The organism is Prochlorococcus sp. MIT 1303 (assembly GCF_001631965.1).
GTDB classification, from domain to species: domain Bacteria; phylum Cyanobacteriota; class Cyanobacteriia; order PCC-6307; family Cyanobiaceae; genus Prochlorococcus; species Prochlorococcus marinus_D.
The window spans coordinates 204,810-227,365 of sequence record NZ_LVHK01000043.1 but is presented as its reverse complement, the minus strand read 5'-3'; the positions used below and the strand labels follow the sequence as shown (position 1 = coordinate 227,365).

The following is a 22,556-nucleotide window of genomic DNA, read 5'->3' as shown; positions in this document are numbered from 1 at the left end:
AGGCTGTTTAGCGTAAGCATGCCATTGGATGCCTTGGTGGTAGCCCTAGGGCCTTGGCAACACCTGGATGACAAACGGAGCCTTGAATTGTGTTGAGCCCGGAAAGAAGTTCGGGGCGTTCGGTGACGGCTTCCTCAAGGCCCCGCCCGGCAATGCCAAGGATGTAGGGCAGGGTCACGCTCACAAGGGCTTCAGTGGAGGTAAAAGGCACCGCACCTGGCATGTTGCCGACGGCGTAGTGCTGGATGCCGTGGATGTTCACGGTGGGATGGGTGTGGGTGGTTTCTTGGCTGGTGGCGACACAACCTCCCTGATCGATCGCTACATCCACGATCACTGAATTGGGCTTCATTTGTTTCACCATCTCTTCATCGACGAGGGTGGGTGCTCGACCTCCGGGCGTCAGGACGGCACCGATCAAAAGGTCTGCAGTGGGGATGAGTCGCTCCAGCAGGCCACGGCTGTTGACAACGCTAATCAGCCTGCCGCGACGGCTTGATTCAAGGCTACGCAAGCGTTCAGGTGAGCGGTCTAGCAGCATTACTTCGGCATCCATGGCGGCGGCCAGCCTGGCTGCATTCCATCCCACGGTGCCAGCGCCCAACACGACCACCCGGGCCGGTTGCACGCCGGTGCAGCCTCCGATCAGCACGCCGCGTCCGCCATGAGGTCGTTCGAGCAAATGGGCGCCCACTTGTGCGGCTAGACGGCCGGCGATTTCGCTCATTGGTGCCAGTAGCGGCAGGCTGCCGTTTTCCAGTTGCACCGTTTCGTAACCCACGCCGGTGGTGCCAGCATTGAGTAGCGCTTCACCCACCTTCGGGTAGGCGGCTAGGTGTAGGTAAGTGAAGAGCACCATGTCTTGCCTGAGTAGACCGAACTCCTCTTCCTGAGGCTCCTTCACCTTCACGATGAGATGGGCTGCCCAGGCCTCCTCGCGGTTAACAAGCTTGGCGCCGGCATCAGCGAAGGCCTCATCACCAATGCCCGCTCCAGCCCCGGCACCAGCCTGAACCCTTACTTCTAGCCCCTTGTTGACCAGTTCTTTCACCCCGTCAGGAGTAAGAGCCACTCTCAGCTCATCGGCTTTAATTTCGGTCGGTACCCCGATGCTGGCTATTGGGGCCGAAAGAATAGAGGAGTCCATGGACGCCAATGACTTCTTTTAGGTTGGCGACATCAGGACAGCCTGACCAGGTTTTGTGGTGATTATTCGGCGGCGATCGGTAGCCGCCAGCCGCTGCCAAAGGCCTGTGAACTCACCTTCAGCAGGGGCGGGGCCTGTCGCCGTTTGAATTCGGCCCGTCGCAGTAATTGCTGCACCCGCCCAATCAGGGCAGGGTCATGTCCTCTGCTGACAAGTTGCTCCGTACTGAGGCGTTCTTCAATCAGAGCTTTAAGCAGAGGGTCGAGGAGGGCGTAGTCGGGTAGTGAATCGCTATCGCGTTGGTTCGGGCGCAATTCGGCGCTGGGAGGTTTTTGGCGGATTGTCGTACCGATCAGTTCGCCTTTAGTTGGTAGTCCTACCTCTTGGCGGCATGTTTCGGCGGCAGGGCTGTCAAGCCAATCACAGAGGCTAAAGACGTTGGTTTTGTAGACATCTCCAATCACGGCTAGGCCGCCGTTCATATCGCCATAGAGGGTGCAGTAGCCCACTGCTAGTTCGGATTTGTTGCCAGTGGATAGCAGCAGTTGCTCTTGTTGGTTGGCCAATGCCATCAGTAGGGTGCCGCGGATGCGGGATTGGAGGTTCTCTGCAGTAACGCCCTCGGGTGGCTTGCCGAGAGGAGGGATGAGGGCAGCCTCAAAATTCGTCATCAAGGTCGCAATCGACACAGTGTGGGTAGCCATCCCTAGTCGTTTGGCTAGAGCTAGGGCATCATCAATTGAACCGGCTGAACTCCAGGGTGAGGGCATCAGTAGGGATGTCACCTGATCGCCACCTATGGCCCCTGCAGCGATCACGGCCACGAGAGCCGAATCGATACCACCGCTAAGGCCAAGCAGTGCACGCTTAAAGCCACATTTGCCGGCGTAGTCACGAACACCTAGAACCAATGCCCGGAATAGTTTCTCCAGTGGTTCAATTGTAGGGATGTCGAGATGGGTGGCTGTAGAGGTTGCATCCCAGATGGCTACTGATTCGCGACAACTGGGCAATTGCAGGGCAAGCTCAGCATGCTCATCGACGACGAAACTGGCGCCATCAAAGACCAGCTCGTCGTTGCCGCCCACTTGATTCACATAGATCACCGGAGCGCTCAGTCTCTGGGCAGCCCTAGCGGCCAAGCGCTGGCGCAGAAGTTCTTTGGATTGGCTGAATGGCGAAGCCGAGAGATTAAGCAGTAGGTCGATGTTTTGTGGCAGCAGCGCTGCGATGGGGTCAGGGCCGGCAATGCGCTTGCCCTGCAGTGCTTCTTCCACCCAGAGGTCTTCGCAGATTGTGAGCCCAAGACGCCAGCGACGCCCATCGCGTTCAAACTCCAACACAGCCGGAGTTCCTGCCGGGCGGAAATAGCGTTTTTCATCGAAAACGTCATAGGTGGGTAGCAGTTGCTTGCGAGCTACCACCTGCCATTGGGAGCTTTTGATCAGGGCTAGAGCATTGAAGAGCTGGGGCAGTTGAGGGTCATGGACTTGCTCAGCTAGGCCAACGAGCACTGCCAGATCAGGGGCTTCGCGGGCAAGGATGCTCGCCATCTGGTTGAGCACATCGCTCTGTTGAACGAGGTGGTTGTGGCTAAGCAACAGATCTCGGGGTGGATATCCCCACAGGGAAAGCTCAGGCGTGAGTACCAGATCTGCACCGAGATCAGCAGCCTCACGGCAGGCAGCCAGAATCTTTTCGCCGTTGCCAGCCAGATCGCCTACAAGTGGATTGAGCTGGGCTAGAGCAAGGCGCATCAGGGACTGGTGGCGAGGCCGTAGAGGTTGTGTTCCAGAACCAATGGCCACAATGCTGCAGGGATCTGGGCCGGCTTGGGTTGACTGCGCACCTCAGAACTTGAGGTGGCGGGGATTTGCATTGGTAGCAGCTCGATACGACCACCCAAGCATTCCAGGGCTTCGAGTTGCTGTAGCTGTAGTGGCCAACCTTGACGAGGAGCAATGGCGAGGCGGGCGAGTTGCAAGACAGCCCGAGCATCTTTCCAGTGGGGGATTTGGCCGGCCAGATCACTGCCAACCACAAACACCAATTCGTTGCTAGGCCAGCGAGTGTTTGCAAGTTTCAGAGTCGTGATCGCCCATGGACTGCTGAGTTCTTGCACCAGCTCTAGCTGCGGATTAGCGATCGCCTTCACCAAAGTAGCCAATAGAGCTTTTCGATTCTCCAATGGGGCGCAGTGGCGTTTCATCGGGTTGTCGCTAGCCCAGGTGGCGACCTTTGGGAACATCGCCAACAAGCCTTCCAATAGTGCTTGGTGGCCGCAGGTTGGGGGGTCGGCGCTGGTGCCAAACAGGGCGATGGTGCCCTGATGCTTGCTCATGGAAGCAGGGTCTGAAGTTGGCACGCTTCGTTGGCCGCCAGCTCTGGCCAATCGATCAGCCAGCGCCTGACTTGAGGGTCGTTGGCAGCCAGGCGCCTTAGCAGTGCAGCTGGTTGGGCCTCGCTTCGTTGGCTGCCAAGCAGTAGTTCTCGTGCTGCTAGGCGGCCGGTGCGTCGTGTTGTGTGCACGGCGAGGGCTGCTTGAGCGAGGGCAACTGGTGCTGCTGGCGCCAGGCTTAAACCGCCAGTGAAGGGAACTGCCAGCAGCAGCAGCTGACGCACTGCGCTGAGCGCCAGTTGAATGCCCAGCTGAGCACCTCCTAGAAGGGCATTGTGGCTTGAGAGTCGGCCGAGTAGTTGCCGGGCTGCAGGGCCGCCGATCTGCAGGCCATAGAGCTGGCAAAGCTTGACGACCAAAGCAGTGTCACAAGCCATACCTCCTGCTAGATCCAGTAGCACTAGAGGATTGGCCGCCACACCGGAAGCTTTGATGGCGGCAAAACGGCCGATTAAGCCTTGGGCTGCAGCCTTGCTTCGCTGCAACCGTCCTCGCTTGAGGACCTGGTAAAAACGGTCGGCTTGGCGTAAGGCATTGAGAGCCAAAAGCAACTCACCCTGCTCCATCAGCAGGTGAATCAGGGCTTTGCGCAGCGGCTCCACTTGAGGGGGGCAGATCTTGCTACGCACAAGGCCATCAGCACGAAGCTGGGCCTCACGTGGCGCGGCGGCCACAGCATGGAGTTGGAGTTGGAGAGCTGCAGCGGGCAGGCGGCTGCGAATACTTGCCAAAAGTGCATTGCGCTGCTCTGGCGACCAGCAATCGCAGCGGTTGAGCACAAGCACGATCGGCCTGCCGCTTTTGAGCAGGGTCTTGAGGGCAGCTGCTTCGACGCTGGTGAGGTCGCTGTCAAGAACCAGCAGCACCAGATCGGCCTGCAGAGCTACCCTCGCCGCTAGCCGTGCCCTGCCGGCAGCAGCGATCTCATCGATGCCGGGAGTGTCGACCAGCTCTACAGAATCAAGATTATTAATCGGTTGGCACCAATCCACCGCTTGTTGGTGACGGGTGCAGCCATGGGCTACATCGGTGGCAAAGACGTTCTGCCCCAGTAGTGCATTGAGCAGGCTTGATTTGCCGACTCCTACTCGACCAAACACTGCGATTCGCAAGCGACGCTGCTCCAATCGCTTGAGTTGGCGATTCAGTGCGATCAGCTCCCCAGCGAATTGGTTGTATTCGCGGTTACTCAGCGATAGTTGTTTGACCCACTGGCTGAGTAGAAGGTGACAGCGCTCAGGAGTGGAGGGGGGTTGCGTCATCAGCTTGACTTCCTCCACCAGCCGGCCAGTACGGCCAAGACCGCTTCGGCACCGATCACGCCCACGAAACCGCCGAACTCATCAACCACCACTCTCACGCCGCTGTTGTCACGACGGAAGCCAGTGAGTAGTCGGTCGGCGCGAATCATTTCAGGTACAAATTCCACCGTTTCACTGAGGTCTGCAGGGGTGAGGTGACCATGACCCTGCAGAAGGGCGGTGAGCAGCCTTTCGCGGCTGGCCACGCCAAGAACTTTATCGACTTCTTTGCCAAGCACGACCCACCACTCGGCGTTGTGGGTGAGCAGTTCAGGGCGAAGTGTTTCAAGGTTGGCAGCAGCATCGAGGGTGGGAGCTGCCACCCGGGGGATCATCAGGTCGCGGGCTGTGAGGTCGTTGAGTTGGAACACCTTGGCGATCATGGCAGCTTCATCGGCTTCGATCTGCCCTTTTTGCGACCCCAGCCTTGCCAGCAGCCTGATTTCATTCTCATTCGTGCTCAGTTCGTTCTCGGCGGTAATTGTTGGCAATAACCGCTCGAGCAACACCACCACAGGGCGCATCAGCAGGCCCAGCAGGTGCAGCACTGGGGCACTGGAGAGGGAAACCGAGAGGGCCAGGCGGCTGCCGAGGGATTTCGGCAGGATCTCGCCCAGCACGATCACGAGCAATGTGAGACCTACCGAAAACAACGGCAAGGCCACATCACTGATGTTGTGCTTCTCAAAGACATAAGCCGCAAAGGCGCCAAGCATCAGGCTTCCGAAAATGTTGAAGCCGTTGTTGGCGATCACCAGTACAGAAAGAGTGCGTCCCAGCCGTTGACGTAGTTGGGCTAAGCGTCTGGCGCCAGCGATTGGTTGGGGCCGTGCTGCCAGCTCATGCACTTGCACAGGATTTACTGTGAGCAGTGCTGCCTCCACACCTGAGCACAAGGCAGAACCGGTGATAACGACAACGACCAATAGCGTTAAGACCAGCAGGTCGTTGCTCATGCCTGGCGGGGGGGAGTAAGGATGTCGTGGTTGATCACGACAAGTCGTAAATGCTTTGGCCACTCCTGATCATGGCCACGCAGTGTGACCGTCTTAGGCATCAGGATTAGTGCTGATCCGCTAATGGCGGACGATGGCATGGAGGGTTCCCCCTGCATGGTGTTCTGCTGCCATCCTGACGTCCAAATGCTGTTGTGTCTCTTGCCGTGATCGATCTGTGTATCTTCCATCAGCGTCGCGCTTGCTTGATGGCGCAATTGGGGGGTGTGGCAGCGGTAATTCCAGCGGCTTCGTTCGTGACGCATCACGCCGATTGCGAGTATCCGTTTCGTCAAAACAGTGACTTCTGGTATCTCACCGGTCTGGATGAGCCTGATGCGGTGGCTTTGCTTTTGCCCTATCGGCCCGAAGGTGAGCGTTTTGTGCTGTTTGTGCAACCCAAAGAGCCAACGACCGAGGTATGGAATGGCTTCCGTTGGGGTGTCGAGGGAGCAGTGGCGCAGTTCGGTGCTGATCGAGCTCATCCAATAGCTGAATTACCTCAGCTGTTGGGCGATTACCTCAAAGGCGCTGAAGCGATTGGCTTCAGGGTGGGGAAGCACCCAAAGGTGGAGCCGCTGGTTCTTGAGGCTTGGGCCAAGCAACTCGATCAGGCTCCACGCTGCGGCGTATCGGCGCTTGGTCTTGTCGCCCCTTGCCCTTTCATCCATCAGTTGAGGTTGCGCAAGGGGGCAGTGGAAATCGAGCGTATGCGTGAGACGGCTCGTATTTCTGCGCAAGCTCATCAGCTGGCTAGGAATACGGCGCGTCCGGGCATGAATGAGCGACAGCTGCAGGCTGTAATCGAGCAGCATTTTCTTGAGCAAGGCGCGCGCGGCCCTGCCTATGGATCGATCGTGGCCGGCGGCGATAACGCCTGCGTGTTGCATTACACCGCTAACAATGCTCCGCTTGTTGATGGTGAGCTGGTGTTGATCGATGCAGGCTGTTCGCTCGTTGATTACTACAACGGAGATATCACTCGTACATTCCCTATTAACGGACGCTTTAACGCAGAGCAACGCGCTCTGTATGAGCTGGTTTTAGCAGCGCAGCAGGCAGCGATCGCTGAGGTAAAACCGGGTGGCACTGCTGATCGCGTGCATGATCTTGCGGTGCGGGTGCTTGTTGAAGGGCTTGTGGAATTGGGTTTATTGCTTGGCAGTGTTGATGGATTGATTGAGCAAGGGGCCTACCGCCACCTTTATATGCATCGCACTGGCCATTGGCTTGGTCTTGATGTTCATGATGTAGGCGCCTATCGCCTTGGTGAGCATCCGGTGGATCTTGAGCCCGGCATGGTGTTAACAGTGGAACCGGGTTTGTATGTCAGTGACCGTTTGCCAGTGCCAGACGGGCAACCTGCGATTGCTGATCGTTGGAAGGGGATCGGCATTCGTATTGAAGATGATGTGCTGGTGAGTGAGCAGGGGAATGAGGTGCTCACATCGTTAGCTGAGAAAAGTGTTGAAGCCATGCAGCGATAAGCGATAAGGGAGTCACTTAAGAACTGCCGGCTATTGCAGCGCAGCGAGATGTGGAAACTGCAGCCAGATGGCAGTAAGCGTTTTGCTCGAGCCATGGGCTGGCGGCATCAGCGCTTAAGCATTAGCCATGCTTCCAACCAAATTCCTTAGCAGCTCTGCGCGAGATTAAGGGGATGGACGAACCTGGCCAGACGACATCTTCACCAGTTTTTGAGGGTCTCGATCGCATCGGTTGTACAGCTCAGAATGTGATCGGCGCCGGCCTGCTTCAGTCGATCTTCATAGGCGTTGCGTGCTTCTTGTTGCTCGATCCCATGCAAATGGGGTGGCGCTATGGCCAGGCTCATCCATTGCTGCTCGGGTTGTTGCTGGCGGGCATTGATCACTGTGCGGACATCGGCCACCGTGTCGCCTAGGTAGGCGACTGTTGGAACGCCTTGACCCAATCTCCTACCAGCAAGTTGGCTGGCTAGTTGAAGCAGGCCAGTGGGATCTGGTTTATCAGGTGCTTCGCCCATGGCGATCAAGGCTGGATGCTTGAGCCCCAAGCGTTGTTCCAATACAAATCGGGCAGAAGGAGGCTCAGCACCGCTAACAAACCCCCAGGCGAAGCCGAGCGAACTCAGCTCCTCAAAGAATCTTTGATTGACCAGCAGTGGCTCATTGCGGATAAAGCCCTGCCAATTGCTGGGGTCGCGATTGGGATCACCGCCAAAATAAAAACGACTAAACACCTCTATGAGCTGCTCGCGGCTCGGTAGCTCTAGGGCTTGGTTACTGCTTCTCTGATCACGTCTTAGGAGCTCCAGGCTGGCGTCCCAGTCGTTATTCCAGATGCCTTCTGTTTTTAGTGCGTCGATCTCAGCGACGCTGGGACGCCAGCCGCTGTAATGGTGCACTGTTTCCTGGATGGCGCGGCGGTAGCTGGCTGCTACATCGCGGATCACGCCGTCGATGTCAAACAGCAGCAGGCCTTGCAGGTTCAGTGGATAGAGAGTGTTGAGCGACTGTTAGGTTAGTTGTTTGTTCAGATTCCTTGAGCGCAGAGAGCATGACGGTTTCCGAAGGCGCTGCCGCTGATCAAGAGGTCGCGAGCACGGACGCTGCAGTGGCTGAGGCACATCCACAGGCCACGACGGACGTCGTTGAAGATAAGGCGCAACCCAAGGAGGAGCAGGCCAAGGAGGAGCCTCAGGAAGGCCGTCCTGTGATGCGTGGTGGCAGTGCTGCTTTAGCGACTGCAACGATCGATGCTGATGGTGTGCCTTCTGGATATACCCCAAAGGCCGATGAAGGTCGTTTCTTGCTGAAGATTCTGTGGTTGCCAGACAACGTGGCTTTGGCTGTTGATCAAATCGTTGGCGGTGGTCCCAGCCCTCTTACGGCTTACTTTTTCTGGCCTCGCGAAGATGCCTGGGAAACACTTAAAGGTGAGCTAGAAGGCAAGAGCTGGATCACCGATAACGAGCGCGTTGAGGTGCTCAATAAGGCCACGGAAGTGATCAACTACTGGCAGGAAGAGGGCAAGGGTAAGAATCTCGAAGAAGCCAAGCTCAAGTTTCCTGACGTCACCTTTTGCGGTACGGCTTAATCAAGCCAGCCGATCGAATGAAGCCTGCAGACCCGTTCCGCCTTTAAGGCGGAGTTTTTTAATGGGGAGACTGAAGCGGAGGCTTCATGGGCGAGCTTGCAGTTCAGGCTCCAGGGGAAGCGTCTTGCTCAAACGCAGCAGCAGCTTCCAAGGTGGCCTTGACCTCAAACAGCTCCTCAGCCAGCTCAGCACTGATCGTGAATGTGTCGATTCCTTCTGCCGCTAAATGGCTGAGATCACGACGATTGCGCAAACTAGCCACCAGGAGTTTGCAGCTACTGCCAACTCCTTCTAGGGCTCGTTGCATTGCTATCAATTCGGTGTAGCCATCACGGCCTTGATCGTTAATCCGTCCGAGGTAGGGGGCGATGTGTTGAGCACCCAAGGCTGCAGCGATCAAGACCTGGGGGGCTTCAAAACAGGCCGTGAATGTGATGGGGATTTCTGCTGCGATCAGTGTGCTTGCTGCTTGGCTTCCTGCTTGGGTAATCGGCAGTTTGACGTGAACAGTGAGAGCTGGAGTCGTTAATTGGGCCAAGGCAGCGCCGCATTCTGCTAGCTCGATGGCATGCTTTCCCCATGCTTGAAGATGCAGCTCTAAACAACCCAGTCGTTCGGCGGCAGCAGCCAAGCTCTTGAGATGATCAAGTTGGCAGGGTTGTTGGGCTCGTCTCAGCAGTGTTGGGTTGGTTGTGATGCCACTAAAGAGACCTGTTGGAAGCCATGCTTCCCATTTGCTTGGGTCTGCGCTGTCGAGTAAGAGCTGCAGCGTCAACTCAATGTCCTCAGCAGCTGCCTATGGATTTGCTTATTTAGTGGCTTGAACTCGTGCTCGGGCGCGATTGAAGTTCTGTTGTGCCTTTATTTTTTCGGTTGATGGTTCCTGGCCTTCCATTTGGTTCACTTTGGCCTTGGCTTGTTCCAGCTCTGCTTCAGCCGTTGTTGCATCAATGCTCTTGCCGAGTTCGGCACCATTCACCAACACGGTGACATCGTCTGCTTCAACTTCGGCGAATCCACCCATCAGGGCAATGGAGTTCCAGTCCCCATTGGTTCGAACCCTCATCACACCGATATCCAGGGCTGTGACAAGCGATATGTGGCCTGGCAGGATGCCAATCAGGCCTGTGGTGCTGGGAAGAATCACCTCTTCGGCAGTGCCGTCGAACACACTCTGGTCAGGTGCCAGAACGCGGAGGGTGAGAGACATGGTTCGCAGGCTTAGGTTTGACGTGGAGAAACTGAATGGGGATGAAAGTGATTAGCGGGGAGATGTCTCACTCCCCGCTGGGCTTCAACCCTTTGCTTCTGAAGCCATCTTCTCGGCCTTAGCTTTGACCTCGTCGATGTTGCCAACCAGGTAGAAGGCTTGCTCAGGGAGATGGTCTAGTTCACCGGACATGATCATATTGAAGCCGGCGATGGTTTCTTCCAGCTTGACGTACTTGCCGGACATGCCAGTAAAAATCTCGGCGACAAAGAAAGGCTGGGAAAGGAACTTCTCAATCTTGCGGGCACGATCTACTGTGCGGCGATCATCTTCTGAGAGTTCGTCGAGACCAAGGATTGCAATGATGTCTTGCAGTTCCTTGTAGCGCTGCAGTGTGGCCTGCACGCTTCGTGCTGTGCGGTAATGCTCATCACCAACAACTGATGGCTGAAGCATGGTGCTGGTGGAATCCAAAGGATCCACAGCTGGGTAAATGCCCTTGGCGGCCAATGCACGAGCCAGCACAGTTGTGGCGTCTAAGTGGGCAAATGTTGTGGCTGGTGCGGGGTCGGTGAGGTCATCTGCGGGAACGTAGACGGCCTGAATTGAGGTAATCGATCCCTCTAGGGTTGAGGTGATGCGCTCTTGAAGTGCACCTACGTCGGTACCAAGGGTGGGCTGGTAACCCACGGCGGAAGGCATGCGACCCAACAAAGCAGAAACTTCTGATCCGGCTTGCACAAAACGGAAGATGTTGTCGATGAACAGCAGCACGTCTTGCTTGTTCACGTCGCGGAAGTGCTCAGCCATGGTGAGAGCTGAAAGACCAACGCGCATCCGGGCGCCAGGGGGCTCATTCATCTGCCCGAAGCAAAGAGCTACCTTCGACTTCGATAGGTCGTCGGAGTTGATCACTCCGGATTCTTTGAATTCCTCGTAGAGGTCGTTGCCTTCACGAGTGCGCTCGCCCACACCACCAAAGACAGACACACCACCGTGTTCTTTGGCGATGTTATTGATCAGCTCCTGAATCAGCACGGTCTTGCCCACACCGGCGCCGCCGAAGAGGCCAACCTTGCCGCCTTGACGGTAAGGAGCCAGGAGATCAATCACCTTGATGCCAGTTTCAAAAACTGTTGGTTTGGTCTCTAGCTCAGTGAGTTTTGGTGATGGCCTGTGAATCGGGGCAGTTGCATCGGTTGTAACAGGACCCTGCTCATCAACTGGTTCGCCGAGCACGTTGAAGATCCTGCCCAGAGTGGCTTCACCAACGGGCACGGAAATTGCAGCGCCGGTGTCGAGGGCTTCCATGCCACGAACCAGACCATCCGTGCTGCTCATGGAGACCGCACGCACTCGATGGTCGCCGAGGAGTTGCTGCACTTCGGCAGTGATGGCAACATCCTGACCGGATGGGTTCTTGCCCTCAATGCGAAGGGCATTGAGGATCTTGGGCAGCTTGCCGGCAGGGAATTCCACATCCAGAACCGGGCCAATCACCTGACGAATGACGCCCTTGGTGCCGGCGGTGGCGGTAGCTGCAGCGGCCATAAGAAAATAGAGTTTTGCAAGGGGTTGCGTGTCTAACGCATTCCCTTTCAGAGCGGCGCAACATTACCACTGCATGGCGAGATCTTCTCAGGGTTCGGTGACCCGCACAGGGATCGACTAGTCGGCACAGCATCAACACACATAGGGTTGGCACTCAATGGCCACGAGTGCTACTCCAGGTCGTTATGTGGTGCTTCGGCGCCCTGTTCTTGCTCTTTCAATACACCCATGGCAGCTGTTTCTCTCAGCGTCTCCACCGTTAAGCCTCTCGGAGATCGCGTTTTTGTGAAAGTCTCTGAATCAGAGGAGAAAACTGCGGGCGGCATCCTTTTGCCTGACACCGCCAAGGAAAAGCCCCAGGTGGGCGAGGTGGTTCAAGTTGGCCCTGGAAAGCGCAATGACGATGGTTCCCGCCAGGCCCCCGAAGTGGGAGTTGGAGACAAGGTTCTTTACAGCAAGTACGCAGGTACAGACATCAAGCTCAGCACAGATGAGTACGTGCTGTTGTCCGAGAAGGACATCCTTGCTGTCGTCAACTGAGCTTTGCGGCTGACTCTGACTTTCAGCTGACACCGGCTTTCAACTGACCAAATCCATCATTTTTAAAGGACAACGCCTCCCATGGCTAAGCGCATTATTTACAACGAGCAAGCTCGACGTGCCCTTGAGCGCGGCATTGACATCCTGGCCGAATCCGTGGCCGTCACACTCGGGCCCAAAGGCCGCAATGTGGTGCTTGAGAAAAAGTTTGGGGCACCCCAAATCATCAACGACGGTGTCACCATCGCCAAAGAGATTGAGCTTGAAGATCACATTGAGAACACTGGTGTTGCTCTGATCCGTCAGGCAGCTTCGAAGACCAATGACGCTGCAGGTGATGGCACGACCACAGCCACTGTTTTGGCTCATGCCATGGTGAAGGCCGGCTTGCGCAATGTGGCGGCTGGTGCCAATGCAATCTCCTTGAAGAAGGGTATCGACAAGGCTTCCGACTTCCTCGTCTCCAAGATTGAGGAGCTCGCCAAGCCGATCAGTGACAGCAACGCCATTGCACAGTGTGGAACCATTGCTGCCGGCAACGACGAGGAAGTGGGTCAGATGATTGCTGACGCCATGGACAAAGTTGGCAAGGAAGGTGTGATCTCTCTTGAAGAGGGCAAGTCCATGACCACTGAACTGGAGGTCACCGAGGGGATGCGTTTCGATAAGGGCTACATCTCCCCTTACTTCGCCACTGACACTGAGCGGATGGAGGCTGTGCTGGATGAGCCCTACATTCTCCTCACTGACAAGAAGATTGGCTTGGTACAGGATCTGGTGCCTGTGCTCGAACAGATTGCCCGCACTGGCAAGCCCCTGCTGATCATTGCTGAGGACATTGAGAAGGAAGCTCTCGCAACCTTGGTGGTCAATCGTCTTCGTGGTGTGCTGAATGTGGCTGCCGTGAAGGCGCCTGGGTTTGGTGATCGCCGTAAGGCCATGCTCGAAGACATGGCAGTGCTGACCAATGGTCAGTTGATCACCGAAGACGCCGGTCTTAAATTGGACAATGCCAAGCTGGAAATGCTTGGTACAGCGCGCCGTGTGACCATCAATAAGGACACCACAACGATCGTTGCCGAAGGCAATGAGACGGCGGTGAAAGGGCGTTGCGAGCAGATCAAAAAGCAGATGGACGAGACTGACTCGACCTACGACAAAGAGAAGCTGCAGGAACGACTTGCCAAGCTGGCCGGTGGCGTTGCTGTTGTGAAGGTTGGTGCTGCCACCGAAACCGAGATGAAGGACAAGAAGCTCCGTCTTGAAGACGCCATCAACGCCACCAAGGCAGCAGTTGAGGAAGGCATCGTCCCAGGTGGCGGCACCACACTGACTCACCTTGCTTCTGATCTGCAGAAGTGGGCCAATAGCAACCTCAGCGGTGAGGAGCTCATCGGTGCCAACATCGTGGAGGCTTCCCTGGCTGCTCCCTTGATGCGCATTGCTGAGAATGCCGGCGCCAATGGTGCTGTCGTGGCCGAGAACGTCAAGAGCAGGCCCATCAGTGACGGCTATAACGCTGCTACTGGGGATTACATCGACATGCTTGCTGCAGGCATTGTTGACCCTGCCAAAGTCACCCGTTCTGGTTTGCAGAATGCGGCCTCGATTGCTGGCATGGTGCTGACCACAGAGTGCATCGTTGCTGATTTGCCAGAGAAGAAGGAGGCAGCTCCTGCAGGCGGTGGCGGCATGGGTGGTGACTTCGACTACTGATCAAAGCCGGGACTCTTCGGAGTCCCACAAGTCACATGTCACATGTCATCAAGAACAGATCAAAAGCACCCTTCTGGGTGCTTTTTTTTGGCCGATATCAAGGACGATCGCTGGTAGTAACTATTAGAGAGTTGTGCTGATCAAGAGTCATGATCATTGCTGTCTTGATGCTTGCATTACAAGATCAATTTGAAGCCGAACTTACTGTAGAAATTTTTATGATATCGCTTTCCTTAATGCATAGATAGCGGCACCAGTGCGTTCGTAAATGTGTGCTTTTGTACGCTTCATTTCGATGCCATATGGATTAGTGAAGATCGCAAATAGTATGCGCGCAAATCTAAATAAATTCTTCTTTGTTGATGTTTTGTTTGCGCCTTCCTGTTTGACCAGTAACAGCATCTCCCCATCAACAATGTTATTGTCGCCAAATGCTTTTAGCATCTTTTCTTTCTCTGAACTGTTGATCGTATCGAGGATGACCCTTAGGCCTCTGATTGAGTCTCGGTCACCTCTTGCAACCTCCCTGGTAATACTTTGATAGAGGTTCTCCCATTTGTATGGCTCTTCTTTGAATAGATATGATGCCGGACTGCTTGAGCTTGCCTTTGATAATCTCGCCTTTTCGTCTTCTTCATTTTGTTGTGATTTCCAGTAGTCATATAAAGGAGAGGCCTTCTCTATGATTGTTGCAAGTTCTTTTCCTTTGGGAGGCATTTGATTTTCAGGGCAAATGATTTTTTATGGGGAGGTATATTTATGGGGCACTGATATGCTGGCAAGAATGCCACTGTATGGGCTGGCAGCCTCTCGCTGAGCTGCGGATCGGCTAATTATTTGACGCTTTGATGGTCAATACCTGTTTCTTTCTCATAGGCAATGACCAGATCAACCAATTCTTTCTTGAGTAATCCTTTTAGCTTATCATTTGAGTCCTTGGCGGGAACTATTTGCTTTTCATTCGTTTGTGTGTCTTTCGTTACCCCATCATTAAGCAGAGAGACAAGCCTTTTAAATGAGTCAAAAACAATAAAAGTAATCCTGATAAGAAGTAAGATGATTGTATCGGTCGTGATCTTTTCTTCTGGCGCTTTTGACGTCTTCTCCTCTGGTGCCTTTGCCATTTTGGGTTTCCGATAAATGTCTTGTCGATAAGAAATCAATAGAGCAAGTCGCCATCACCTACACTTTGATTATAGCTTGAATCCCATTTGGAGCATAGTGTTTAGCCTCCTGATTTTAGCAAAGGAGCTTTGACTTGCTTTTGAGAGCAAGAAGCTTTGATGCTTGACTTCTCATCCCTTCGTTTTGTTGTTGTATTCATTATAAGGCGCAGAAGCAGATTGTAATTCTTCGACTATGCATCAGAGATTCTCTCTTTATTGCCTTTGCTGCTTATCGTATACACCATAACTTGATATGTAATTTGAGCCATCTGTGCTTAATTAAGCATCACTAAAATTGCTTTTTTGGCTCAGTGATGAGATTCCTCTTGTGCTCAAGATGGTCTTTGCGTTCCTGCTGCTGCTTTAGGCCAGCGCATGTTGCTGATCGAATGCAATTACCTATTTAAATAATAACTTAAGGCAGGTAATCTTTTGAATAAGCTATGTCTATGCTAAATCGCGGTGAGTTTGGATAGGCCTGTTTTCCTTCCTGTTGCCATGCTCAACTTTCTTTTTTGCTTTGAGGTGTATTCCACTAGCTGCCTTGCTTCTGAGTTATGCAGGAGGGGTTAAGTTTCAGTTTGGCATGCAAAAACATGGTGATGAGTTCGATCTGGATTGGCGAGGTTCATCACATGTTTGTTCAATCCTTTTGGCAATGATCTTGCTTGCCTACGGAGGAATCAAAGCTCAGCTCAAGTGAGCCAGCCAGCGCTAAGGATCACTGCAAGAGTCAAGAATATTGCTAGGCATGTCCAGGTGATCCTGTCCAAGGTTGCCTCGGCACTGCTGGTGCTTGTGAAACTGGAGCTGCCGCTAGCGGATATCCCTCCCATGCCACCACCCTTGGGGCTATGCAACAGGACCAACAGCATCAAGAGCACGCCAGAAGCGACCCAGACCCAGGAGAGAACAGAGGTAATCATGGCCTCAGTCTAGGGATGTGTTGATCATGCTCTGACCTCAGCTCGTGATCGTTCGCCTCAAACGGGTTGAGGGAGTCTTGCAGAGGGTGTTGGTGACTCAATGGCTTGAATCAACGTTAAGCCTGACATGGCATCGGGCTTAGGTAAATCCAGCAGTTGCAGCAGCGTGGGTGCGATGTCAGCCAGGCCACCGCCTGCACGCAGCTGGATGTCATTGCCGTAGCCAGACAGCTTGCGTTTCTCTCCTTCTACCAAGATCACAGGCACGGGGTTCGTGGTGTGAGCCGTCCAAGCCTGACCATCTGAACCTTGCATCAGTTCGGCATTGCCATGGTCTGCCGTGATCAACAGAGTGCCGCCCATTCGTCCGGTCGAATCCAGCAATCGGCCGATGCAGCGGTCAACGGTGCTGATGGCTTCCTGAGCGGCTCCCATCACACCGGTGTGCCCGACCATATCTGGATTGGCGTAGTTGATGATGACCAGTGAATACACGCCACTCTCAATCGCTTTCACACAACTCTCGGTCAGCGTGTCCGCAGCCATCGCTGGAGCCAGGTCGTAGGTGGCCACGCGGGGGGATGGCACAAGATGACGCTCCTCGCCTGCTAGTGGCTGTTCGATGCCACCATTCATGAAATATGTGACGTGGGGATACTTCTCTGTTTCGGCGGTGCGGTATTGGCGTAGGCCGTGTTCAGAGACCACCTGACCGAGCAGATCGTCGAGTGATTCGGCTGGGAAGGCAACTGCTACAGGGAGATCGTGTTCGTACTGGGTGAAGGTAACGACATCGAGGCTGGGCTGATTGGCTCGAGGGAAACCATCGAAGTCTGGAAGAGTGAGGGCTTGCACCAATTGCCTGGCGCGGTCAGGACGGAAGTTGAACATCACGAGGCCATCCCCGTCTTTGAAGTAGTTATTGCTAAGACGTGTGGGTTCTAGGAATTCGTCGGTGGTGCCGTTGGCATAACTTGCGCTGAGAACGTCTTCGGCAGTGACTCTGCTGATCGATTGATTTGGGTCGGTGAGTACCTCATAGGCCCTGATCGTGCGCTCCCAGCGGTGGTCACGGTCCATGGCCCAATAGCGGCCGCAGAGGCTGGCTAACTCACCCACTCCACTGGCGTTGATGGCGTCTTCGATTTGCTGTAGGTAGTTGCTCGCGCTTTGAGTCGGGGTGTCTCGTCCATCGGTGATGAGATGCACTGCCACTTTGTTGAGCCCAGCGGCGGCAGCCCAGTGCAAAAGACCGCAGAGATGGTTGATATGGCTATGGACACCGCCATCGGAGCAGAGTCCCAACAGGTGAAGTGTGCCGTCAGACTTGCGCAACCGTTCGGCTAAGGCAATCAGGGCAGGAGTTTGCCCCAGCCTTCCGGCTTGTACGGTTTCACTAATGCGAACGAGTTCCTGACGGATCACCCGGCCAGCACCGATGGTGAGATGACCGACCTCAGAGTTGCCCATCTGGTTGTCTGGCAGCCCGACAGCGGCACCACTGGCTTCGATCAGGGTGTGGGGGTAGGCATGCCATAGGGCATCCATGATTGGAGTCTCAGCACTACGGATGGAGTTGTGCTCAAGTTCCTCACGATGTCCCCAGCCATCAAGGATCGCCAGCACTACAGGTGCAACCCGGCCGAAATGCCTTGAATTTCCGGAACTGCTGCTGGACATGTTCACACTCGGCTATTGCTTATTAAGGACTTCTCCGGATTGAAGTTACTTCCTCCTTTGGTCTTGGTCTGCATTTGTGCTGACTTCCGTCAGCTTTTACGCATTGATTGTTGTTGGAGGCAGGAGAAGATCGGCATAAACTCACGTCTTAATCGTCACGACCATGATCGACAAAGGTAGTGATGAACGGGTTGAGATCCTCTCTGAGCAGGAGCTCGGTCGCACCCTTTCGCGCCTTGCTTCTCAAGTACTCGAGTCTGTTTCTGATAGTCGGGAGCTTTTGTTCCTGGGAATTCCTACGCGAGGGGTTCATCTGTCTCGTGTCTTGGCCAAAGAGTTGGAACCCATTGCGGGCCATAGCATTGATCAGGGAAGTTTGGACCCCACCTTTCATCGTGATGATCTGGGTCGAGTCGGTACTCGGATGGTGCAACCCACCGATCTCCCCAACAGCGTTGAGGGGCGAGAGGTTGTGTTGGTGGATGATGTGATTTTTACCGGCCGCACAGTGCGCGCTGCCCTTGAAGCTCTTCAGGCCTGGGGCAGGCCTCAGCGGGTGATGTTGTTGGTGATGGTGGATCGCGGGCACCGGGAAGTGCCGATTCAACCAGATTTCTGTGGTCGCAAAGTGCCGACTCGTCGCACGGAAAGCATCGAATTGCGCCTCTCTGATGTGGATGGAGAAGAGGGGGTTTACTTGCGCCAGTTGCCTTGATAGAGGACTACACGCTGAGCTGGTGAACTTTGTGTTCATGCATCGGCGCTGTTCGTCTTGATGACAGAGGTCAGTTCAGCCCATGGTCGTCTTGCCTTTGGATTGCGTTGAGGTTGGTGTGGATCAATCAGTTACTGCACGGTGCCAAGCTTTTGCTTGCCTAGCCGCTCCCCACTGCGTAGATCTAGCCCCTCCATCTGCAGCTGGGCATCGTCATCGATGGAGAATTGCAACCTCAGGCAGTCTTGCCCCGGCTGACCGGGTGGTTGTAGTTCAAGCGAAGTTGTAGGGCAGGTTCCTGGCCAGGGATGCAGTTTGCGCTCTGCTGGCTTTGATTGCAGGGTTGGCATGCCATCGATGTAGATGACCTCATGGCTCTCGTTGATGTCTGGCTCAGCAAGCACCACCTCCAGCTCCAGTTGATCGATCCGGCTGGCGGCCAGCACAAGCTCAAGGGGGGCGGTTGTTGGCCAGGGTTGACCGGCGAGGAACAGCGGATGCCAATGATGTTGTCCACCGCGCTGATCCCAGCAGCGCAGAGATACTCCGCGGTGCAGTACATCCTGAACTTTGACCCCCGGTGTGAGTTGCAGGGCTCCAACAGCAACGGCCTCTATGGGTGGAGGCGTGAGGAGCGGGGCTGGTTGCGTTTGCTGCTGCAACCAACTGCGAACGAGGGGGATTTGTGCGCCGCCGCCGACGGCTACGACCCCCTGTAGGTCTTTGAGTTCGCAACCATTGCCACGCCCCCTTGCCAGGGTTTCATTGAGCAGGCTGGCCAGGCTGTTGAGAAAGCCTCTGGCGATGAGCAGTTCTTCCAGCTCCCTGCGGCAGAGACGTAGAGGCAGGACTTCATTGCCTTCTGAATCGGCGGCAATCTCCAGCTGGGTGGCCTCAGCGCGAAGATCCACCTGGCTAAGGCGGCATTTGAGCCTCTCTGCAGCATTGAGGAGTGTTTCTGAAAGCGGAACGTCGGGATAAAGATGATTGGCAATCCAATGATCCAGGTCCCGTCCACCCAGCTTCAGTCCAGCCTTGCCAAGCACGCGTGCGCAGCGCAGGGCTTGTTTGCTGCTGTCCTGGAGATCTTGGCCAGCAAATCGAAGTAATTGAGCGATTGGAGCCGCCCGTCCTTCACCACCTTCGAGGGCCACGAGGGAGAGATCAATGGTGCTGCCACCGATGTCCATCACCAACAGCTTGGAGCCTGGGGGTAGGCCGGCACCCATGGCAGCGGCGGTGGGTTCATCAACCAGAGCGATCTCTTCGACCGGCAGTGTTGTGCAGACCTGATTCAGCCAGGTTCTGTAGGCGCGATAGCTCTCCACTGGCGCAGTGAGCACAAGACGTCGCACCTCGATATGGGGAGGGAGTCGGCGCCAGATCTGCTGCAGCAAGATTTCTCCGGCCTGTTCTGGCGAGAGGCAAGAGCCATCGCTTTTGGTTGGATGAGGTGCACCGATCCAGCGCTTGAAGTCTCTGCTCAAGCTTGGGTGACCCTGCCCCACTAGGCCTGCTTCGTCCACTTGCTGCCCCACTAGAGGGTTGGGGTCATTGCTTTGGCCGGCCCAGATCAAACTGGGGACTTCTCCCGGGCGACGGCTGATTGGTGGGAGATCGAGGAGTTGAGGGCTGGCAGCACGTTCAGCTTGGAAGGCCACAACCGTGGTGGTGTTCCCAAGGTCAATGGCAAGGGTGCCAACTTGTTGGAAAACCTGAAGCTTTTCTTCGCCCTCAGGGGGCATGTCCATGGCCATGGCCAGGTTGTAGTCATCACAAGGTTAAGAGACAATGACGATGGATCGGTTGCAGCGCCTGGTGCTCTCTTTTTATCGAGAGGACCCTTGCATTGAGGCTGAGCTCGAACCGTTGCTCGATTGCCGCATGACCCGTAGTTGGGGGAGCATCCGGATTGAGTGTGTGGATGAAGAGCACTTGGAGGAAGTCAGCGCTTTGCTGACCCATCTGAGGCTTCCCTTAGCGGCCTTGGGACTTGGCCGACAGATTGTTTTGCGGGTGCCGGGTTCTTTACAACGGACCTATCCCATGCATGTGCCCTTTCACAGTGATCTATTGGCCTAATGCTGAGCAGCGCTCGCCTAAAGTGAGATGGATATATGAGAAATTTCTGTGATCACATCGGGAGTGGATCCCAAAGACCTTGCCAAGCGTGGGGAGAGTCTCATCCGCCAGTCGACCAACCGCTACCTCACTACGGTTCGAGTTGCGTTTCGGGCGAAGCAGCGCCGTTTCGATGATTTTGATGGCCTTTTGGAGGAATCGAGTGTGAAGCCGGTTGCACGTGCCATCGTTGAACTAAGCGACGAGCAGGACCAACCGGATCTGTTGCCTGGCTGAGGTGTTGATTCAACAGGAGGGGCCTGGCTGGCGACTTGCCAGGGACCCTGCCAGGACAGCCTTCCCGGTGCTGATTGGAGGGGAAGGCTGGGCTCTCGAGCTCACTCAAGATGAGTGGCAGTGTTTGCAGTCTCTGGTTGTTGAGCTCACTGACCAACATCAGCAGCTTGTTGATCAGCTGCTGGCAGAGGAATCGATTTGCCTGGAGATGGAACGTCAGCCGTGGTGGGCTTGTCTGGATGGAGATCGTCACAGCTGGAGCCTGCAGGTGATTTTGCAGGGCGATGGCGAGAAGGCCCGTGGCGCTGAAGGATGTTGGTCGGTACCTGCTGCGCAAGCGATGGCCACTGCGATGAGAACCGCCTGGGACTTTGACCAATGATTAGAGAGGCTGATCGATGGAGGGAACATTGATCTTTCCCCGAGCTTGCGCAAGGTAATTCACAGTTTTTCCACAGCTTGCAGGCTTGAATTGCCCCCTGGGCTCAAGGATGTGGAAAAAGGGCTGCTTAGGTGCTTGCCCCCTTGACGTGGATCGTTCTTGCTTTCCATCGAGACTGCATGCCGATGTCCTTGCTGAGGAAGGCTGTCAGAGCGTTGTTCTCGCCATGAGACTGCTTGAGAGGGGTTCGCGGGTGGGGCCTTGACGGGAGCGGTTCAGGTGTGGAGAACTGGTGTCGTGTTCTGGAGTCATGATGCACTTGAGGGATGTCCAAGAGATCGCAGAAGAAACTGTGAGACAACCGATGGTGCAAGCCCAGAAGGTGCAATCCGAGGAGGTTGTAGAGGATGCCAGGCTTGATGGTGTGGTCAGCTTCCAGGCCGAACTGCCTCTGCCTCTGCAAGAGGCCATGGCAGGCTTTATCGAGACATGTCCCAATTGGGATCAGTATCGGTTGATCAAAGCAGCTTTGGCTGGCTTCCTTGTGCAGAACGGGGTGGATTCAAGAGAGATCACACGTCTTTACGTGGCCAACATGTTTCGCAGCGATTCTCTGATGCAGGGATTTTGAATGCTGCTGCTGGCTAATTCGTTAGTGGCAGAAGGGTGGGCCTTGCTTGGCTAAAGCGTCGTTATTTGGCTTGTGGTTCGAGCCCCAACAACGTTCTTGGCATATGTTCTGACAAGAGCAGCCCTTCAGTGATTGGTTTTGAAGAAGGCTTAGTGGAGTGGTCCAAGCCATTGCAGCAGATCATTAGCAGTGCTTTTGGGAATCGGTAAGATTGAGAGGCGATTGCCCTTGCGAAGCACCGGTAGTTGCTCAGCGCTGTATTTGTCCCGCAGACTTTCTAGACTTAGGAGTTCGCTAAAGCGTCCGAGATAATGCAGTCGTACGCAATCCCAACGCGGCTTGTCTGGTGATGACTTCGGGTCATAGTACTTGGCTTTTGGATCAAATTGTGTGGGGTCCACCAGCCCGGTTTCAATGACCTCCATGAGCCCTACGATTCCAGGAGGCTTGCAGTTTGAGTGATAAAAGAATGCCTTGTCTCCTAGGAGCATCGAACGCATAAAATTGCGTGCTTGGTAGTTGCGAATCCCATCCCATAGGGTGTTGCCTTCTTTTTTGAGGTGGTCGATGCCGTAGGCATCGGGCTCGCTTTTCATCAACCAGTAGTTAGGGTCTTGTTTTGCCATGGGATCTCAAAAGAAAGTGGTGGTTTGGATAAAGTTTTGCTAGCCCCCCTTCCTCGGGGTCTTATTCGTTATCAACCTTTCTAGCTAATCGAGCTGTAGAGGCATTCCTTTGAAAAGGTAATTAACTTGATGTCAA

General features: G+C 55.0%; 25 protein-coding genes. 9 read left to right on the top strand and 16 right to left on the bottom strand.

The window, feature by feature from the left end; genetic code table 11:
• Nucleotides 1-7: 7 nt before the first annotated feature.
• The 6 genes from ald to PMIT1303_RS09085 form a co-directional block, all read right to left on the bottom strand.
• Complete coding sequence (gene ald / locus PMIT1303_RS09110) at nucleotides 8-1,147, bottom strand: alanine dehydrogenase (RefSeq protein WP_063398428.1); 1,140 nt, start codon at nucleotides 1,145-1,147, stop codon at nucleotides 8-10.
• A 62-nt stretch (nucleotides 1,148-1,209) separates the two neighbouring features.
• On the bottom strand, nucleotides 1,210-2,904 hold the full coding sequence (locus PMIT1303_RS09105; RefSeq protein ID WP_063398427.1) for an NAD+ synthase: 1,695 nt from the start codon (nucleotides 2,902-2,904) through the stop codon (nucleotides 1,210-1,212).
• Complete coding sequence (locus PMIT1303_RS09100; RefSeq protein WP_011825165.1) at nucleotides 2,904-3,488, bottom strand: nicotinate-nucleotide adenylyltransferase; 585 nt, start codon at nucleotides 3,486-3,488, stop codon at nucleotides 2,904-2,906. Before PMIT1303_RS09100 ends, PMIT1303_RS09105 begins: the two co-directional genes overlap by 1 nt.
• Nucleotides 3,485-4,807, bottom strand: a complete 1,323-nt coding sequence (locus tag PMIT1303_RS09095) for a GTP-binding protein (RefSeq protein ID WP_063398426.1) — start codon at nucleotides 4,805-4,807, stop codon at nucleotides 3,485-3,487. Before PMIT1303_RS09095 ends, PMIT1303_RS09100 begins: the two co-directional genes overlap by 4 nt.
• Nucleotides 4,807-5,802, bottom strand: a complete 996-nt coding sequence (locus PMIT1303_RS09090) for a CNNM domain-containing protein (protein WP_063398425.1) — start codon at nucleotides 5,800-5,802, stop codon at nucleotides 4,807-4,809. The genes PMIT1303_RS09095 and PMIT1303_RS09090 overlap by 1 nt, the downstream gene beginning before the upstream one ends.
• On the bottom strand, nucleotides 5,799-6,107 hold the full coding sequence (locus PMIT1303_RS09085) for a hypothetical protein (protein WP_063398424.1): 309 nt from the start codon (nucleotides 6,105-6,107) through the stop codon (nucleotides 5,799-5,801). Before PMIT1303_RS09085 ends, PMIT1303_RS09090 begins: the two co-directional genes overlap by 4 nt.
• On the opposite strand from PMIT1303_RS09085, the gene PMIT1303_RS09080 reads away from it, so the two are divergent.
• Nucleotides 6,051-7,328: an aminopeptidase P N-terminal domain-containing protein gene (locus PMIT1303_RS09080; protein ID WP_063398423.1), complete on the top strand. Its 1,278-nt coding sequence runs from the start codon at nucleotides 6,051-6,053 to the stop codon at nucleotides 7,326-7,328. The genes PMIT1303_RS09085 and PMIT1303_RS09080 overlap by 57 nt on opposite strands.
• A gap of 200 nt (nucleotides 7,329-7,528) precedes the next feature.
• Here the strand turns inward: PMIT1303_RS09080 and PMIT1303_RS09075 are convergent, their stop codons facing one another.
• Nucleotides 7,529-8,314 (bottom strand): TIGR01548 family HAD-type hydrolase, encoded by a 786-nt coding sequence (locus PMIT1303_RS09075; protein ID WP_074159228.1) that lies wholly within the window; start codon nucleotides 8,312-8,314, stop codon nucleotides 7,529-7,531.
• A gap of 65 nt (nucleotides 8,315-8,379) precedes the next feature.
• On the opposite strand from PMIT1303_RS09075, the gene PMIT1303_RS09070 reads away from it, so the two are divergent.
• Complete coding sequence (locus PMIT1303_RS09070; protein ID WP_063398421.1) at nucleotides 8,380-8,919, top strand: 30S ribosomal protein PSRP-3; 540 nt, start codon at nucleotides 8,380-8,382, stop codon at nucleotides 8,917-8,919.
• Nucleotides 8,920-9,022: 103 nt separating this feature from the next.
• Here the strand turns inward: PMIT1303_RS09070 and PMIT1303_RS09065 are convergent, their stop codons facing one another.
• From PMIT1303_RS09065 to atpD, 3 genes are all read right to left on the bottom strand, one after another.
• On the bottom strand, nucleotides 9,023-9,694 hold the full coding sequence (locus tag PMIT1303_RS09065; RefSeq protein ID WP_063398420.1) for a transaldolase family protein: 672 nt from the start codon (nucleotides 9,692-9,694) through the stop codon (nucleotides 9,023-9,025).
• Between the two features lie 33 nt (nucleotides 9,695-9,727).
• On the bottom strand, nucleotides 9,728-10,129 hold the full coding sequence (gene atpC, locus PMIT1303_RS09060) for an ATP synthase F1 subunit epsilon (protein ID WP_063398419.1): 402 nt from the start codon (nucleotides 10,127-10,129) through the stop codon (nucleotides 9,728-9,730).
• 84 nt (nucleotides 10,130-10,213) lie between these two features.
• On the bottom strand, nucleotides 10,214-11,680 hold the full coding sequence (gene atpD / locus PMIT1303_RS09055) for a F0F1 ATP synthase subunit beta (RefSeq protein WP_011130819.1): 1,467 nt from the start codon (nucleotides 11,678-11,680) through the stop codon (nucleotides 10,214-10,216).
• Nucleotides 11,681-11,908: 228 nt separating this feature from the next.
• On the opposite strand from atpD, the gene groES reads away from it, so the two are divergent.
• Nucleotides 11,909-12,220, top strand: coding sequence for a co-chaperone GroES (groES, locus tag PMIT1303_RS09050; RefSeq protein WP_011130818.1), 312 nt, complete (start codon nucleotides 11,909-11,911; stop codon nucleotides 12,218-12,220).
• An 81-nt stretch (nucleotides 12,221-12,301) separates the two neighbouring features.
• On the top strand, nucleotides 12,302-13,936 hold the full coding sequence (gene groL / locus PMIT1303_RS09045) for a chaperonin GroEL (RefSeq protein WP_063396312.1): 1,635 nt from the start codon (nucleotides 12,302-12,304) through the stop codon (nucleotides 13,934-13,936).
• A 216-nt stretch (nucleotides 13,937-14,152) separates the two neighbouring features.
• Here the strand turns inward: groL and PMIT1303_RS09040 are convergent, their stop codons facing one another.
• The 4 genes from PMIT1303_RS09040 to gpmI all read right to left on the bottom strand — a co-directional run bounded on the left by PMIT1303_RS09040 (nucleotide 14,153) and on the right by gpmI (nucleotide 17,708).
• A complete protein-coding gene (locus tag PMIT1303_RS09040) occupies nucleotides 14,153-14,653 on the bottom strand; it encodes a hypothetical protein (RefSeq protein ID WP_063398418.1) in 501 nt (166 codons plus the stop codon).
• Nucleotides 14,654-14,769: 116 nt separating this feature from the next.
• Nucleotides 14,770-15,060: a hypothetical protein gene (locus PMIT1303_RS09035; RefSeq protein ID WP_156486986.1), complete on the bottom strand. Its 291-nt coding sequence runs from the start codon at nucleotides 15,058-15,060 to the stop codon at nucleotides 14,770-14,772.
• Nucleotides 15,061-15,797: 737 nt separating this feature from the next.
• On the bottom strand, nucleotides 15,798-16,028 hold the full coding sequence (gene secG, locus PMIT1303_RS09030; protein ID WP_011825182.1) for a preprotein translocase subunit SecG: 231 nt from the start codon (nucleotides 16,026-16,028) through the stop codon (nucleotides 15,798-15,800).
• A gap of 57 nt (nucleotides 16,029-16,085) precedes the next feature.
• The gene (gene gpmI / locus PMIT1303_RS09025; RefSeq protein ID WP_063398416.1) at nucleotides 16,086-17,708 is read right to left on the bottom strand and encodes a 2,3-bisphosphoglycerate-independent phosphoglycerate mutase; all 1,623 of its coding nucleotides are present in this window, start codon (nucleotides 17,706-17,708) and stop codon (nucleotides 16,086-16,088) included.
• Between the two features lie 163 nt (nucleotides 17,709-17,871).
• Here gpmI and pyrR point away from each other — a divergent pair, with 163 nt between their 5' ends.
• Entirely contained in the window at nucleotides 17,872-18,423 is a 552-nt protein-coding gene (gene pyrR / locus PMIT1303_RS09020) for a bifunctional pyr operon transcriptional regulator/uracil phosphoribosyltransferase PyrR (protein ID WP_011825184.1), read from the top strand.
• A gap of 131 nt (nucleotides 18,424-18,554) precedes the next feature.
• On the opposite strand, the gene PMIT1303_RS09015 is transcribed toward pyrR, so the two are convergent.
• Complete coding sequence (locus tag PMIT1303_RS09015; protein WP_063398415.1) at nucleotides 18,555-20,180, bottom strand: Hsp70 family protein; 1,626 nt, start codon at nucleotides 20,178-20,180, stop codon at nucleotides 18,555-18,557.
• A 40-nt stretch (nucleotides 20,181-20,220) separates the two neighbouring features.
• Here PMIT1303_RS09015 and PMIT1303_RS09010 point away from each other — a divergent pair, with 40 nt between their 5' ends.
• From PMIT1303_RS09010 to PMIT1303_RS08995, 4 genes are all read left to right on the top strand, one after another.
• Nucleotides 20,221-20,505: a hypothetical protein gene (locus PMIT1303_RS09010; RefSeq protein WP_063396306.1), complete on the top strand. Its 285-nt coding sequence runs from the start codon at nucleotides 20,221-20,223 to the stop codon at nucleotides 20,503-20,505.
• Nucleotides 20,506-20,553: 48 nt separating this feature from the next.
• Entirely contained in the window at nucleotides 20,554-20,781 is a 228-nt protein-coding gene (locus PMIT1303_RS09005; RefSeq protein WP_041374697.1) for a DNA-directed RNA polymerase subunit omega, read from the top strand.
• Between the two features lie 4 nt (nucleotides 20,782-20,785).
• Nucleotides 20,786-21,163, top strand: a complete 378-nt coding sequence (locus tag PMIT1303_RS09000) for a DUF1818 family protein (protein WP_063396429.1) — start codon at nucleotides 20,786-20,788, stop codon at nucleotides 21,161-21,163.
• A 364-nt stretch (nucleotides 21,164-21,527) separates the two neighbouring features.
• Nucleotides 21,528-21,794, top strand: a complete 267-nt coding sequence (locus PMIT1303_RS08995) for a DUF2811 domain-containing protein (RefSeq protein WP_041375048.1) — start codon at nucleotides 21,528-21,530, stop codon at nucleotides 21,792-21,794.
• 149 nt (nucleotides 21,795-21,943) lie between these two features.
• Here PMIT1303_RS08995 and PMIT1303_RS08990 read toward each other — a convergent pair whose 3' ends face one another.
• The gene (locus tag PMIT1303_RS08990; protein ID WP_063398414.1) at nucleotides 21,944-22,420 is read right to left on the bottom strand and encodes an EVE domain-containing protein; all 477 of its coding nucleotides are present in this window, start codon (nucleotides 22,418-22,420) and stop codon (nucleotides 21,944-21,946) included.
• Between the last annotated feature and the right edge of the window lie 136 nt (nucleotides 22,421-22,556).